The sequence below is a fragment of the Isoptericola sp. Y541 genome, assembly GCF_059445465.1.
Genome location: NZ_JCAIUJ010000001.1, coordinates 642851 through 657643 on the forward strand (window position 1 = coordinate 642851; position 14793 = coordinate 657643).

Consider the following 14793-nt stretch of genomic DNA (forward strand, 5'->3'; position numbering starts at 1 on the left):
GGGGTCAGCCCCGCCCGGCCTCGGCGAGCAGGCGGCGGCGCGAGCCCGCCAGGTGCACCCGCATCGCCGCGGCGGCGGCGAGCGGGTCCTGCGCCGTCAGCGCGTCGAGGATCGCCTCGTGCTCGTGCACGACGGTGACGAAGCGGCCCGCGCCGGCGGCCCCGTCCACCCCGGCGTCCTCGGCGGAGGCGCCGAGCCGCCCGCGCGGCATCGCGATCATCTGCGGGCCGAGCCGGTCGAGCGCCTCGAGCAGGTAGCGGTTGTGCGCGGCCTCGGCGACGAGCCGGTGGAACGCGAAGTCGTGCTGCATCGCCGTCGCGGGGTGCCCGTGCGCGGCGTCCAGGTCGCGTAGCCGCTGCGCGAGCGCGGCGAGCTGGGCCGAGGTGCGGTGGTCGGCCGCGAGCGCGGCGGCCTGCGTCTCGACACCCAGGCGGTAGTCGACGAGGGCGAGCCGGTCCTCGAACGAGCGGGCGACGGGCTCGCCGTCGGCGTCGCCGGTGGGCGGGGCCAGGGCGTAGGTGCCGCTGCCGCGCCGGGTATGGACGAGCCCCTCGAGGTTGAGGCGCGTGATCGCCTCGCGCACGACGGTGCGGCTGACCTCGTGCTCGGCGGCGAGGCGCGTCTCGCTCGGCAGCCGCTCCCCCGGGGCGATGTCACCGTCGACGATCCGCGCCCGCAGCGCCGCGACGAGAGCGCCGCTCAGGGTCTGGGACATGGCCTCATGCTTCCATCCCGCCGCTTCCGCCGGCGCCTCATCGCGCGCCGACCACCACGCTGTCGGTGGTCCAGGCCCGCGCCTGCTCGGTGAGAGTGGCGCCGAGGCCGGGCCGGTCGGGCACGAGCATCCGGCCGTCCCGCGTCTCCAGCCGCTCCTCGAACAGCGGGTCGAGCCAGTCGAAGTGCTCCACCCACGGCTCGCGCGGGTAGGTGGCGGCCAGGTGCAGGTGGATCTCCATCGCGAAGTGCGGTGCGAGGTCCAGACCGGCCTGGTCGGCGAGGGTCAGCAGGCGCAGGAACTGCGTGATCCCGCCGACGCGGGGCGCGTCGGGCTGGATGACGTCGCACGCGCGCGTGGCGATGAGCCGCTCGTGCTCGGCCACCGACGCGAGCATCTCCCCCGTGGCGATCGGCGTGTCGAGCGTGGCGGCGAGCGCGGCGTGGCCCTCGACGTCGTCGGCGTCCAGCGGCTCCTCGATCCACGCCAGGTCGTACGGCTCGAGGCGGCGCCCCATGCGCAGCGCGGTGGTGCGGTCCCACTGCTGGTTCGCGTCGACCATGAGCGGCACGTCGGGGCCGATGTGCTCGCGCACGGCCTCGACGCGGGCCAGGTCCGTCCGGGAGTCCGGCAGGCCCACCTTGATCTTGATGCCGCCGATTCCGTCGTCGATCGACCGGCTGGCGCGGTCCTTGACCTCGTCGATGCTCGCGTTGAGGAAGCCGCCCGAGGTGTTGTAGGTGCGGACCGAGTCGCGGTGGGCGCCGAGCAGCTTGGCCAGCGGCAGGCCGGCGCGCTTGGCCTTGAGGTCGTAGAGGGCGATGTCGATCGCGGCCAGCGCCTGCGTGGCCACGCCCGAGCGCCCGACCGACGCGCCCGCCCACAGGAGCTTCGTGTACAGCTTGGCGATGTCGTTGGGGTCCTCGCCGATCGCGGAGCCCGCGACCTCCTGGGCGTGCGCGTACTGCGCGGGGCCGCCGGCCCGCTTGGAGTAGGAGAACCCGAGGCCCTCGAACCCCTGCTCCGTGCTGATCTCGGCGACGAGGAACACGACCTCCGTCATCGGCTCCTGACGGCCGGTGAAGACCTTGGCGTCCGAGACAGCGGTGGCCAGCGGCAGGGCGAGGGTCGAGAGGTGCACCGTCCGGATGGCATCGGGCTGGTAGTGCATGACGCTCCTTCGCGTGGGGTCGCGGTCGCCGTCCGCGACCGCGGCTCCGCGCGACGACGCGCGGGCCAAACCGATCATACAAGTTGGTAACTTGTATGCCCACACTGTGCCGCTCGGCGGGCCGGAGTGCGAGGCGGGTGCCCGAACGTGGCGTCGCTCGGAGGCCTACGGAGTCGGCGCCATGCTCGGCCTGCTCGTTCGAGAAGCCCTCGAACTCCAGCTGATCGATGAGACCGGAGCGCGAGAAGCTCGAGTACCCCATGTAGTTCTCGGCACTCCTCGCAGCCTGTTCCATCCAGTCCACCTCGACATTGTTCACGGCGTACTTGGCGTCCTTCTTCGAGTAGCCCTCGAACTCCAACTGCTTGATGAGCCCGGACTTCGAGGAGGTGGTGTAGTCGAGGTAGTCCTCGGCGCGGGTTCATCCCGACGACGGACCCGACAGGGCAGGTCAGAACGGCGCGGCACCGTGGCGGGGGCCATGGATGCCACGTGGTCGGACGACTCCTCTGCGCCCTTCAGCGGCGGGGGAATTCGCGAAGGTCGCACCGATCTCTGCCGACGAGTCGGCGATGCAGTTCGAATCCACGTTCGAAGTATGGGGACCTCGGGCCCCCCTGCGGGTGAATGACGACCGGCACGGTTGTCCGGCCCCCCGACCGTTCTACAGTCGAGAGGTGAGCCGCGAGCCGGGCACGGCACGGGCGCCCGCGGGGCTGGACCGACAGCTCCTCGAGGCCAAGTTCACCGTGCCCCGCCCCCGCGCGGGGACGGTGAGCCGGGCCTGCCTCGTCGACGCGGCCCGGTCGAGCGGGACCCGGGTGGTCGGCGTGACGGCGCCGGCCGGGTACGGCAAGACGACGCTGCTCGCCGAGTGGGCGTCGCGCGACGACCGCGCCGTCACCTGGGTGTCGCTCGATCGGCTGGACGACGACCCGCTGTCCCTGCTCGCCGTCCTCGCCTCCGCGTTCGCGCGGATCCACCCGGGGCACCCGCACCTGGCGGCGGACCTGGCCGGGCGGGATGTCGCGGTGCTCGGAAGGGCCGCGCCCCGGCTGGCTGCTGCCCTGCGCGAGGCCCCCGCGCCCTTCCTGATCGCCCTCGACGACCTGCACGAGCTGCGCTCCCCCGCCTGCCACGACGTGCTCGGCGTCGTCCTCGCCGGGATCCCCGCTGGGTCACAGCTCGTCGCCGCGAGCAGGTCCGAGCAGCCGCACCTCCCGCGGCTGCGCGCGACGGGCGACGTGGTGGAGATCGTCGCGGACGACCTGGCGCTCGACGTCGCAGGCACTGAGCGGGTGTTCGAGGCCTCCCACGTCCCGGTCTCGCGGGAGGTCGCCGCGACCGTCACCGACCGCACGGAGGGCTGGCCGGCGGGCGTCTACCTCGCGTCGCTCGTCGCGCGGCACGGCGACCCGCGCGCCGTGACGATCACCGGGGCCGACCCGTACATCGCCGACTACCTGCAGCGCGAGACGTTCCGGCGGCTGTCCGCGACGACGCGGCGGTTCCTGCGCCGCACCGCCGTGCTGGAGGTCATGTCGGCGCCGCTGTGCGACGCCGTCCTGGGCGAGCGCTCGTCGCACCGCCTGCTGCGGCTCCTCGAGGCGTCGGGCGCGTTCCTCGTCCCGCTCGACCGGCAGCGCGAGTGGTTCCGCTACCACCCCCTCTTCCGGGAGTTTCTGCTCGCCGAGCTCCGGAACGTCGAGCCCACGACGGCCGACACCGTGCGGATCCGCGCGGCCGACTGGTTCGAGGCGCACGGGTCCCCGGAACGGGCCGTCGAGCACCTGCTCGCCACGCCCGAGCGCGACCGGTGCGTCCGGCTGGTCACGCGGATCGTCATGTCGAACTTCCAGGCCGGGCGCGTCGCGACCGTCGAGCGGTGGCTGCGCACCCTGGGCGACGACGCCGTCGCGGGCTACCCGCACCTCGCGGTGCTGGCCGGGTACGTGGCGGTGTACGAGGGGCACGCCCTCGAGGCGGAACGCTGGGGCGCCGTGGCCGACGCCGCGTCGTCCGCGGAGGACCCCGTGGACGGGACCGCCTCCTTCACCTCGGCGCGCGCCATGTACCGGGCGCTGCGCTGTCCCGACGGGCCGCAGCGGATGATCGACGACGCCCGCGTCGCCCTCGCCGAGGAGCCCGGGTGGAGCGTGTGGCGGGACACCGCGCTCACGCTGGCCGGCGACGCGCTCCTGCTCGCGGGGGACGTCGCGGGCGCCGTGCGGCACCTGGAGGACGCCCTCGCCACGGCCGTCGCCCTCGGTAACGCGGACACCCTCGTGTTCAGCGCGGCGCTGCTGGCCCAGCTCGACATGGACCACGACCGCTGGGACGACGCCGCGAAGCGGGCCCGTCTCGCCCTGGACGCCGTCGGGCAGCACCGGATGGGCGACCACGCGACCAGCGCGCTCGGCTACGCCGCCGCGGCGCGCCTCGCGCTGCACCGCGGGGACGTGCCCGCCGCCCGCCGGCGGCTCACCCAGGGGATGCGGGCGCGGGCGTTCTGCACCTTCGCCTTCCCGACGCTCGCCGTGCGGGTGCGCCTCCACCTCGCGCGCGTGAGCTGGTCGACGGGCGACGTCGCCACCGTCCGGCACCTGCTCCGCGAGGTCGACGACGTCCTGCTGCACCGCCCCGCCCTGGGGATGCTGGTCGACGAGGCCGCCGACCTGCGCAAGACGTTCGGCGCGGGGCAACCCCGGTCCCCCGACAGCGTGGTCCCCGGCAGCGTGGGGGCTCCGCTCACGCCCGCCGAGCTCCGGCTCCTGCCGTACCTGCAGACCCACCTGACGATCCGGGAGATCGGGGAGCGGCTCTTCGTGACCCGCAACACCGCCAGCTCACAGGTGGGGTCGATCTACCGCAAGCTCGGCGTCACCTCCCGCGGCGGCGCCGTCGCCCGGGCCACCGGGATGGGGCTGCTCGGCTCCTGAGCACTGCCCGCCCGGTCAGGCTGTCCGATCAGCCTGTCGGGTCCGAGCCGAACGGGTCGTGACCCAGCGCCAGCGCGAGCTTGGGCGCCGCCGCGACCGCGCCTGGCAGCCCGACGATCGGGACGACGGCGACCAGCACGTCGACGATCTCGGCCGTTGTCGCCCCCGCGGTGACGGCCTCGTCCACGAGGCTCCCGTACGTGGGCTCGGCGCCGCCGACCGCGACCAGCGCGGCGAGGCGCGCCAGGGCCACGTCCCTCGGGTCGAGCTCCGTCGGGAGCTCCAGGTCGACGTCGAGCCGCGGGTCGTTCACCGCGAAGCGACGCAGTCGGTCGACGTAGTCCACGGGTCCCCCTCCGGCGTCGGGTCGACCCGTCCATTCGACGCGCGGCGGCGGGCCCGCGCATCACCCCGATCAGGTGATCCCGGCGCCGGACCCCGTTGCCTCCGACCCCGTGCCCTCCGACCCCGTGCCGCCGAGACCAGGGTTTCGACAAGCTCAACCAGCGGCGGGCCGATCGCCTCGACGACGCCGGGGTCATCAACGACGAGGAGTTCACCGCCCTCAAGGAGAAGGCGCTGGGCTGACTCTCACGACGCCGGCTCTGCCGTCGCCGCCGCTCCCGACTCCTCGGGCACGGGCGAGCGGGCCAGCAGCTCCAGGACGGCGACGACCACGCCGGCGACGATCGCGGTCCCGACCACGAGGCCCGGCGTCGGAGAGTCGGCGAGCAACAGCACCAGCGCCGCGAGCGCCACGACGACCACGCGGACGAAGCCGCGGTGCTGCCCGAGCCAGTCGCCGACCGGCCCGGACGACACGCCCCGCCGCTCGCCGTACGTCCGCGCCCGGGCGAATCCCCGGCCGATGCCGGCCCGCAGGCTGCGCGCGGACGCGCTCCCGCCGCCCAGGTAGGCGGCCAGCGCGACGACGAGGCCGAGCACGCCGACGGTGCGCAGCGTGACGCGCAGGAACGACACCAGCTGGTCGTAGAGCACCTCGGCGGCGTCGAGCCGCAGGACGACGTCGTCGAGCGCGTCGAGGTACAGGCCCCGCGCGATCGCGAGCCCGATGCCGAGCACGACCATCCCGGCGGCGAGGGCGAGGCCCGCGACGACGAGCGCGCGGAGCCGGTGCGACGCGACGAGCACGCCGGCCGCGAGCAGGCCCAGCGCGACCCACGGCAGCCACGTGCCCAGCGCGACGACCTGCGCGTACCGGTTCTGGACCTGCACCAGCTGGGAGGTCTCCATGACGGTGAACGTGGCGTCGACCCGGGGGATGTTCGCGGCGATGCCGAGCCCGCGGTCGACGAGGCGCTCCTTGAGGAGGTCGATCATCCCGGCGAGCTGGATGGTGAGCTGGCCGTCCTGCCCGATCTGCAGGAGCTCGCCGCCCTGACCCTCCATGGTGGCGACGAGCTGCCGGTGCGCCGTCCGGTTGGCCTGCCCCCACGCGTCCTCGAACGCGTCGCTCTCGACCACGCCGTCGGCCGCGCGGCGCACGAAGGACCCGACGCCGCTGGTCAGCGGCGCCTCGAGCGCGCCCAGCGCCGTGGCCGCGCGCGGCGGCACGCCCTGCTCCTCCAGCCCGGACACGACCGTCCCGAGGATCGCCGCCACGTCGATCCGCGACATCACGGCCTGGGTGAGGCGGCCGGCCACCGCCGACTTCACCACCGGGTCCTCGGCCAGGGGGCCGACCGTGGCGACGTACCGGTCCGTGTCCGTCAGCGTGCGCTCGGCCCACGCGGCGACCGCGCCCACCGGGGCCAGGACGGCCCCGAGCGCGATGAGCACCACGGCCGCCGCCGCGCGGCCCCGGTGCCGCCGGGACCGGTGCCCGGCCGGGGACCCGCCGTCCGGCGCGTGACCCTGGTCGGTGGCGCCGGCCGCCAGGCGGCGGCGCAGCTCCGCGTTCTCCCGCTCGAGCTCGCCGAGGCGCGTCGTCAGCCGGGACGACGCGACGTCGTCCCCCGGTGCCCCGATCGGAGTGCTCATGCCGACCCCGCCTCTCTGCGGTAGCTCAGACGCGACGACTCAGACGACTCAGACGACTCAGACGACTCAGACGACTCAGACGACTCAGACGACTCAGACGACTCAGACGGCTCAATGGTGCAGGAGACTCAATGGTGCAGGAGCAGCTTGAGAATGATCATCGCGACACCCAGCATTCCCGCCAACGCGGTCGCGGCGAGGCGTCGGCCGCCGGTCATCCCGCCGGCGGTGCTCATGCGCCAGCCGACGAGCAGGAGCAGCGCGATGTTGACGACGAGGGCGATGTCGGCGGCGAGCGCCGGCTCCACCCGGAGCACGGCCTCGGCCAGCAGCACCACCGCCGGTATCGCGCACGCGGCCAGCATCGGCAGCCCGGCCGCGAAGATCTCACGCCGCTCGCGGGAGTGCAGGGAGCGGCGCAGCGCGGTGCGTGCGGCGATCATGTGGGCGTACGACTCCGCGCACCAGTAGACGGCCAGCGTGCCGCCGAGCAGCGCGGCGATCCGCACGAGCCTGAGGTCCTCCGGCGCCGTCGCGAGCACCGAGCCCGTGACGATCAGGCCGTAGAGGTAGGCGGAGCGCTGCTCGTACGGCACCACCTCCGGGCGAGCCCGTGCACCGTCGTCGCGCACGAGTCCCCTCACTGCCGCGCCATCGCGACCCGGAGACGCTCCTCGGGGCTGACGAAGTGGTCGGAGTCCTCCTTGTCGACGTCGAGCTGGACCCAGCGGAGCCGGCCGGTGAACCGGCTGTCGCGGGCGGTGTAGTCGGGCGAGACGGTGGTGCCGGACTCGTACCCGACGTCCGTCGTCTCGTCGGCGGAGAAGACCAGCGGCTGCGTGGCCTCGACCCGGCCGGTCCCCGCGACGACGCCGTCGTGGTACAGCGAGACGTCGCCGCCCTTGCCCAGCCCGCCGCCGTCGTAGGCGAGCTCGACGCGCAGCTGGTGGGTGCCGGTCGGCACGGGCTCGTCGGCCACCACACGGTAGAGGTGGATGCCCAGCACGTTGTAGGCGAACACGAGCCGCCCGTCGCGGGCGTACACGCTCCACCCGCCGAACCGCCCGCCCTGGGCGATGATCACGCCGTGGACACCGGGGTCGGCGACGTCCACCTCCGCGGTGACGGCGAACGACCGGTTCTTCACGCTCACCACGCTGTTCTCCGAGAGCCGGCCCATGCCCGGGAAAAATAGCTGGGACGTGCCCCGCACGAGCGTGGGGCGACCCGCCAGGGTGGGCTCGAAGCGCTCGCCGGTGCGGTCGTCCATGGGCAGCACCTGGTACTTGGTCGCCTCAATGAGCCACAGCCGCTGCAGCCGCGCGAGGACGTCGGGATGCTGCGCCGCCAGGTCGCGGGCCTGGCTGAAGTCGGCGGACCCGTCGTACAGCTCCCACACGTCGTCGTCGAAGGCGGGCACGGCGCCGCCGGCCAGCTCCCACGGCGTGCGGTGCTTGGTGACGGCGCTCCACCCGCGGTGGTAGAGGCCGCGGTTGCCGAACATCTCGAAGTACTGCAGGTCGTGGCGCTCGTCGGCGTCGGCGTCGCCGAACGCGTACAGCATCGACGTCCCCTCCATGGGCGACTGCAGCACGCCGTTGACCGTGGCCGGCTCCGGCAGTCCCGCGGCCTCCAGCACGGTGGGCGCGACGTCGATGACGTGGGTGAACTGCGACCGCAGCCCGTCGCGCTCGGAGATGCCGCGGGGCCAGTGCACGATCGTCCCGTTGCGGGTGCCACCCCAGTGCGAGGCGACCTGCTTGGTCCACTGGTACGGGGTGTCCATGGCCCAGGCCCAGCCCACGGCGTAGTGGTTGTACGACGTCGGCGAGCCGAACTCGTCCATCTTGCTGCGCATGAACTCGGGCGTCTCGAGGGCGGCCATGCCGTTGAAGTTCGCCATCTCGTTGAACGCGCCGTTGACGGTGCCCTCGGCCGACGCGCCGTTGTCGCCGATGATGTACAGGACGAGCGTGTCGTCGAGGATCTCGAGGTCCACGAGGGTGTCGATCACCCGGCCCACCTGTACGTCGACGTGCTCGAGGAACCCCGCGTACGTCTCCATCTCGCGGGCCAGCACGGGCTTGAGGTCGTCCGGCATCTCGTCCCACGACGGGATCTCGTCGTGCCGGCGCGTGAGCTCCGCGTCCGCCGGGACCACGCCGAGCTCCTGCTGCCGAGCGAACGTCCGCTCCCGCTGCGCGTCCCAGCCGTCGTCGAACGCGCCCCGGTACTTCTCGATCCACTCCGGCGCCACGTGGTGCGGCGCGTGCGTGGCGCCGGGCGCGAGGTAGACGAAGAACGGCCGGTCCGGCATGAGCGCCTTCTGCTGGCGCACCCAGGAGCACGCGTGGTCGACGAGGTCCTCGGTGAGGTGGTAGCCCTCCTCCGGCGTGGCGGGCGGGTCGACGGGCGTGGTGCCGTCGTACAGCGCCGGGTCCCACTGGTTGTTCTCGCCCCCGATGAACCCGTAGAAGGTCTCGAACCCGCCGCCGCCCGTCGGCCACGCGTCGAACGGGCCCATCGGCGACGTCTGCCACACCGGCACCTCGTGACACTTGCCGAACTGCGCCGTCGAGTAGCCGTTGAGCCGCAGCGTCAGCGGCAGCGGGGCCTTCGTGTTGGGGCGCAGGGAGCTGTTGCCGGGCGCCGACGTCGCCGTCTCGGTGATGCTGCCCATGCCCACCGAGTGGTGGTTGCGGCCGGTGAGCAGCGCCTGCCGCGTCGGGGCGCACAGCGCGGTGGTGTGGAACCGGTTGAACCGCAGCCCGCCCCCGGCCAGGCGCTCCGCCGTCGGCGTGTTGCACGGCCCCCCGAACGCGCTCGACGCCCCGAACCCGACGTCGTCCAGCAGGACGACGAGCACGTTCGGCGCGCCCTCGGGCGGCAACAGCGGCTCGATCGGCGGGTAGGAGGTGTCCGGGTCCTTGGCGTCGTAGGTCGTGAGGCCCGGCGCCGGCCGGTCCGGGATGGGCAGCATCGTGCGTGCGTGCGCGTCGGGTCGCATGGCGGCCTCCCCGGTCGGGGCGAAGATGGGGACGCCACCACGCTAGGAAGCGGGCAGCGCCGCCACATCACCCAGACAAGGTGAGGTCGCCGAGCGCGGCACGCGCGGCCGCGAGCCGGGCGATCGGCACCCGGTACGGGGAGCAGGAGACGTAGTCCAGCCCGATCTCGTGGAAGAGGGCGATGGACGCCGGGTCGCCGCCGTGCTCGCCGCACACGCCCGTCTTCAGCCCGGGCGTGGTGTCCCGCCCCTTGCGGACGCCGATCCGCACGAGCTCCCCCACGCCGTCGCGGTCGATGCTCGCGAACGGGTTGGCCGGCACGACCCCGCTGTCGAGGTAGGCCTGCAGGAACGAGCTCTCGGCGTCGTCACGGGAGATGCCGACCGTCGTCTGCGTGAGGTCGTTGGTGCCGAAGGAGAAGAAGTCGGCATGCCGGGCGACGGCGTCCGCGACGAGCGCGGCGCGGGGCAGCTCGATCATCGTGCCGACGGAGTACGGCAGGCCCGCACCGTCCGGTCCGGCCTCCGCCATCTCGTCGGACCACGTCGTCTCGACGACCTCGCGCATCCGCCGCAGCTCCTCGGCGAACCCGACGAGCGGCACCATGATCTCCACCCGGGGGTCCAGCCCACGCGCCCGGACGGCGTAGGCGGCGCGGGCGATGGCTCGCACCTGCATCTGCGCGATCTCCGGGAACAGCAGCGCGAGGCGCACCCCGCGGGTGCCGAGCATCGGGTTCGTCTCGCTGAGCCGCCGGACGTGCGCGAGCAGCGCCCGGGCGTCGCCGAGCTCTCGGCCGGCGGATGCACCCGAGGACCTCGCGTCCTCCAGGCGCTGCACCAGCAACGACTGCTCCACGAGGTCCGGCAGGAACTCGTGCAGGGGCGGGTCGATGAGCCGGATCGTCACCGGCAGCCCGTCCATCGCGGTGAAGATCTCCTCGAAGTCGGCCTGCTGCATCGGGAGCAGCCGGTCGAGAGCCGCCGCCCGCTCGCCGGGCCCCTCGGCGAGGATCATCGCCTGCACGACCGGCAGCCGGTCGGGGGCCATGAACATGTGCTCCGTGCGGCACAGCCCGATGCCCTCGGCCCCGAGCTCGCGCGCCTTCGCGGCGTCGGCGCCCGAGTCGGCATTGGCGCGCACGCCCAGGCGGCGCACGTCGTCGGCCCACGACAGCACCGCGCGGAAGTCGTCGGTGATCCGCGGCGGGATCAGCCGGAGCGCCCCCGCGTACACCTCGCCCGTCGACCCGTCGATCGTGACCGTGTCGTCCTCGGTGAGCACCGTGTCCCCGACGGAGACGGTGCGGGCCTCGGCGTCGATGCGCAGCTGCCCGGCGCCCGCGACGCACGGCTTCCCCATGCCCCGGGCGACGACGGCCGCGTGCGACGTCATCCCGCCGTGCACGGTCAGCACGCCGCGGGCGGCGATGACGCCGTGGATGTCGTCCGGCGTGGTCTCCCAGCGCACGAGCACCACCGCCTCGCCCGCGTCGCCGCGGGCCGCCGCCGTGTCGGCGTCGAAGACGAGCGCCCCGACCCCCGCGCCGGGCGAGGCGTTGAGCCCGCGGGCGAGCGGCGTCTGCCCGTGCTCGGGGTCCAGGCCCGGGTGCAGCATCTGGTCGAGCTGGGCCGGTTCGATGCGGCGCAGCGCGGCCTCCCGGTCGATGACGCCCTCGGCCACCAGGTCCCGCGCGATCTTGAGCGCCGCCGCGGCGGTGCGCTTGCCGGTGCGGGTCTGCAGGAGGTACAGCGTCCCGTCGTCGACGGTGAACTCGATGTCCTGCATGTCGCCGTAGTGCTGCTCGAGCCGCTGCATGGTGTCGAGGAGCTCGCGGTAGGCACCCGGCAGCACCTGCTCCATCTCGGCGAGCGCGCGCGGGGTGCGGATCCCTGCGACGACGTCCTCGCCCTGCGCGTTCAGGAGGAACTCGCCGTAGAGCTCCTTCGCCCCGGTCGACGGGTCGCGCGTGAAGCACACGCCGGTGGCGGAGGTGTCGCCGCGGTTGCCGAACACCATCTGCATGACGTTGACGGCCGTACCGAGGTCGTCGGGGATGCCGTTCGCCCTGCGGTACACGCCGGCGCGCGGGGTGTCCCAGGACGCGAAGACGCCTCCCACGGCGCGGCGCAGCTGCTCGCGCGGGTCGGTCGGCAGGTCCTCGCCCGTGTGGTGCCGCGCGACGGCGCGGAAGGTGGCGACCAGCTCCTGCAGGTCGTCCGCGGTCAGCCCGGTGTCCTCCGCGACGCCGCGGCGACCCTTGAGCGCGGCGATCTCGTCCTCGAACACGTGCCCCGGCACGCCCTCGACCACCTCGCCGTACATCTGCAGGAACCGGCGGTAGCAGTCCCAGGCGAAGCGGGGGTTGCCGGACTCCGCCGCGAGCCCGACCACGGACTCGTCGGAGATCCCCAGGTTGAGGATCGTGTCCATCATCCCGGGCATCGAGACGACCGCCCCGGAGCGGACGGCGACCAGCAGCGGTCGCTCGGCCGCGCCCAGGCGCCGGCCGGTCCGCCGCTCGAGGGCGTCGAGGTGGTCGAGGATCTCCTCCCACAGCCCTTCCGGCCAGGTGCCGCCCGCCTCCATGGCTGCCACGCAGGCCTGGGTCGTGACGGTGAACCCGTCGGGGACCGGCACGCCGATGCGGATCATCTCCGCGACCCCGGCACCCTTGCCGCCGAGCAGCGGCTTCATCTGAGCGCTGCCCTCGGCGAGGTCGTAGACGAGCCGGCGGTCGCCCCCGGCGGCCGGGTCGCCGCCGGAGGTGGACTGGGGGGTGGGGGCCTGGCTCGTCATCGTTCGGTCGCCTCCGTCTCGGTGCCGGGCGGCGCAGGCCGCCCGTCCGGGTCGTTCCCGTGGCCCGTCCTTGGACCGTCGTCGGGGACTGTACGGGCACGACGCCGCGCTGTCACCAGCTCGATGATCCGCCCCGCGGCCTCCTCCAGCGCAAGCGAGGTCGTGTCGAGGACGGGGCAGCCGAGCCGGCGCTGGACGTGCGTGATCTCGTCGAGCTCGTCGAAGATGCGCGCGAGATCGGCGTATCCGCCCAGGCGCCCCGCGTCCTGGGTGCCCGCGCCCATGAGGTCGACCCGCCGGCGGCGGATCGCCACGAGGCGCTCCGGGTCGATCGTCAGGCCGACGATCTTCCACGGCGCGACCCGGGACAGCGCGGCCGGCGGGGCGAGCCCCGCGACCAACGGGATGTTCGCGGTGCGGTAGCCGAGGTACCCGAGATACATCGACAGCGGCGTCTTGCCGGTCCGGGAGGCGCCGACCAGCACGATCTGCGCCTCGTCGAGGCTCGCGTCGGTGACGTGGCCGTCGTCGTGGGCGACGGCGAACTCCATGGCGTGGATGCGCTCGAAGTAGTCGGCCGCGAGCCCCACCGGATGGACGATCCGCGCCGGCGCGGCCCCGGTGCGCGCCGTGACGGCATCGAGCGCCGGGGTGAGCAGGTCGGCGCACGGGATCCCGAGCTCGGCGCACCGGTCGAGCACCTGGGCGTGCAGCGTCTCGTCGACCACGGTGCAGAACACGACGGCCTCCGAGGGCTCGGCGCGCAGCCGCTCCAGGACGTCGTCCAGGCCCTCCTGGCTGTGCAGCCGGGGGTGCCGCACGACGACCACGTCGAGCGCCGGGTACTGCGGCTGCACGGCGCGCGCCACCCGGGCGCCCGTGTCCCCCGTCGAGTCCGCGACCACGTGGATGACGACCCGCACCGCTGCGACCATGGCCTCAGGCTAGGTCAGGACGCCGTCGCGACCAGCCGCTCCAGCGTGGCGCGGGCCGGCGGCCCCCACGAGGACTTCCCGCCCGGGCGCCCGTGGTCGCCGGCTTCGCCGACGAGGAGCCCGCCCAGCGCGGTGGCCGCGGCCCACCCGCGGGCGCGGCGGCGGGCGGCGTCGTCCGCGCCCGGCCGGTAGGCCGCGTAGAAGCCGTCGACGGCGCCGTCGGGCAGCAGTCGCCACGCGCCGGCGAGGTCGTAGGCCGGGTCGCCCGTGAAGAGGTCGCCGAAGTCGATGACGCCGCAGAGGGCCCCGTCGGCGGTGAGGACGTTGGCCGGGTGCAGGTCACCGTGCAGCCACACCGGTTGGCCCGCCCGGCCGGGCGCGGCGACGGCGTCCGCCCAGACGGCACGGACGGCGTCCGGGTCCGGGACCAGGCCCCGCTCGAACGCCTCGGCGAGGCCCCGCTCGAAGCCCTCGCCGTGGTCCGCCAGCGGGCCGCCCCGCCCACGGCCGGCGGGCCCGTCGTCCGGGGCCGGGCGGTGCAGCGCCGACAGGAAGCCGGCCAGCGCCTCGGCCCCCTCCTCGCCCCGCGTGATCGGGGCGCGGTCGGCGGGCTCGCCCGGCACCCACGTGGTGACGATCCAGGTGCGCGGGAACCGCTCCGTGGGTTTGCCGAGGCGCTGCGGCACGGGCACCGGCAGCGGGAGCCCCGGCGCCAGCCCGGGCAGCCACGCATGCTCCTTGCGCAGCAGCTCGTCGGCCGACGCCGTCGCCCACGGCAGCCGGACGGCGAGGTCGTCGCCCAGGCGCCACAGCTGGTTGTCCCAGCCGCGGGCGCCGAGCTCCAGCGGACGGTCGGCCAGGTCGGGGTGCTGGTCGCGCAGCAGGTCGCGGATCAGATCGGCGGTGATCTCGACGTCGACATCAGTCATGCGGAGCAACGTAGCGGTCGCGACACGGCCACCTGGCGACGGCCTGGCGATGACCTGGCGATGACCTGGCGATGACCTGGCGATGACCTGGCGATGACCTGGTGTCGGCTTCGCGTCGAGCCGGTGCCGAGCCGGCGACATCCCCTTCGAGGATCAGCCCGTCGAGGAGCGAGGGGTTGTGCCGCACCGCCGACGGTCATATGTTAATGGCGAATCACAAGTTAACGGCCAGTCACATTGGTACCGGACGGGTAGCGAGCGCCTGGGCGGCGTCGACGATGATGCCCCGGCGACGC

The 14793-nt window shown here is 74.0% G+C and carries 10 protein-coding genes and 1 pseudogene; 1 reads left to right on the forward strand and 10 read right to left on the reverse strand.

Annotated features, from left to right (window positions below):
- Nucleotides 1-4: 4 nt before the first annotated feature.
- The 3 genes and pseudogenes from AC1C2V_RS02925 to AC1C2V_RS02935 all read right to left on the reverse strand — a co-directional run.
- On the reverse strand, nt 5-715 hold the full coding sequence (locus tag AC1C2V_RS02925; protein WP_495388064.1) for a FadR/GntR family transcriptional regulator: 711 nt from the start codon (nt 713-715) through the stop codon (nt 5-7).
- A gap of 37 nt (nt 716-752) precedes the next feature.
- On the reverse strand, nt 753-1886 hold the full coding sequence (locus AC1C2V_RS02930) for an L-talarate/galactarate dehydratase (protein ID WP_495388065.1): 1134 nt from the start codon (nt 1884-1886) through the stop codon (nt 753-755).
- Between the two features lie 184 nt (nt 1887-2070).
- Nucleotides 2071-2292: pseudogene (locus AC1C2V_RS02935) on the reverse strand (Ltp family lipoprotein); the annotation flags it as partial.
- A 271-nt stretch (nt 2293-2563) separates the two neighbouring features.
- Here AC1C2V_RS02935 and AC1C2V_RS02940 point away from each other — a divergent pair.
- On the forward strand, nt 2564-4825 hold the full coding sequence (locus AC1C2V_RS02940) for a helix-turn-helix transcriptional regulator (RefSeq protein ID WP_495388066.1): 2262 nt from the start codon (nt 2564-2566) through the stop codon (nt 4823-4825).
- Nucleotides 4826-4853: 28 nt separating this feature from the next.
- Here AC1C2V_RS02940 and AC1C2V_RS02945 read toward each other — a convergent pair whose 3' ends face one another.
- The 7 genes from AC1C2V_RS02945 to AC1C2V_RS02975 all read right to left on the reverse strand — a co-directional run bounded on the left by AC1C2V_RS02945 (nt 4854) and on the right by AC1C2V_RS02975 (nt 14497).
- Complete coding sequence (locus AC1C2V_RS02945) at nt 4854-5171, reverse strand: carboxymuconolactone decarboxylase family protein (protein ID WP_495388067.1); 318 nt, start codon at nt 5169-5171, stop codon at nt 4854-4856.
- Between the two features lie 245 nt (nt 5172-5416).
- The gene (locus AC1C2V_RS02950) at nt 5417-6826 is read right to left on the reverse strand and encodes a hypothetical protein (RefSeq protein ID WP_495388068.1); all 1410 of its coding nucleotides are present in this window, start codon (nt 6824-6826) and stop codon (nt 5417-5419) included.
- 128 nt (nt 6827-6954) lie between these two features.
- Nucleotides 6955-7458 carry a hypothetical protein gene (locus AC1C2V_RS02955; RefSeq protein ID WP_495388069.1) on the reverse strand — a complete coding sequence of 168 codons (504 nt, stop codon included), beginning with the start codon at nt 7456-7458 and terminating at the stop codon, nt 6955-6957.
- Between the two features lie 8 nt (nt 7459-7466).
- Nucleotides 7467-9833 (reverse strand): arylsulfatase, encoded by a 2367-nt coding sequence (locus tag AC1C2V_RS02960; protein WP_495388070.1) that lies wholly within the window; start codon nt 9831-9833, stop codon nt 7467-7469.
- Nucleotides 9834-9900: 67 nt separating this feature from the next.
- Nucleotides 9901-12633 carry a pyruvate, phosphate dikinase gene (gene ppdK / locus AC1C2V_RS02965; protein WP_495388071.1) on the reverse strand — a complete coding sequence of 911 codons (2733 nt, stop codon included), beginning with the start codon at nt 12631-12633 and terminating at the stop codon, nt 9901-9903.
- On the reverse strand, nt 12630-13568 hold the full coding sequence (locus AC1C2V_RS02970; protein WP_495388072.1) for a pyruvate, water dikinase regulatory protein: 939 nt from the start codon (nt 13566-13568) through the stop codon (nt 12630-12632). Before AC1C2V_RS02970 ends, ppdK begins: the two co-directional genes overlap by 4 nt.
- Nucleotides 13569-13582: 14 nt before the next feature.
- Nucleotides 13583-14497: an aminoglycoside phosphotransferase family protein gene (locus tag AC1C2V_RS02975; protein ID WP_495388073.1), complete on the reverse strand. Its 915-nt coding sequence runs from the start codon at nt 14495-14497 to the stop codon at nt 13583-13585.
- Nucleotides 14498-14793: the final 296 nt, after the last annotated feature.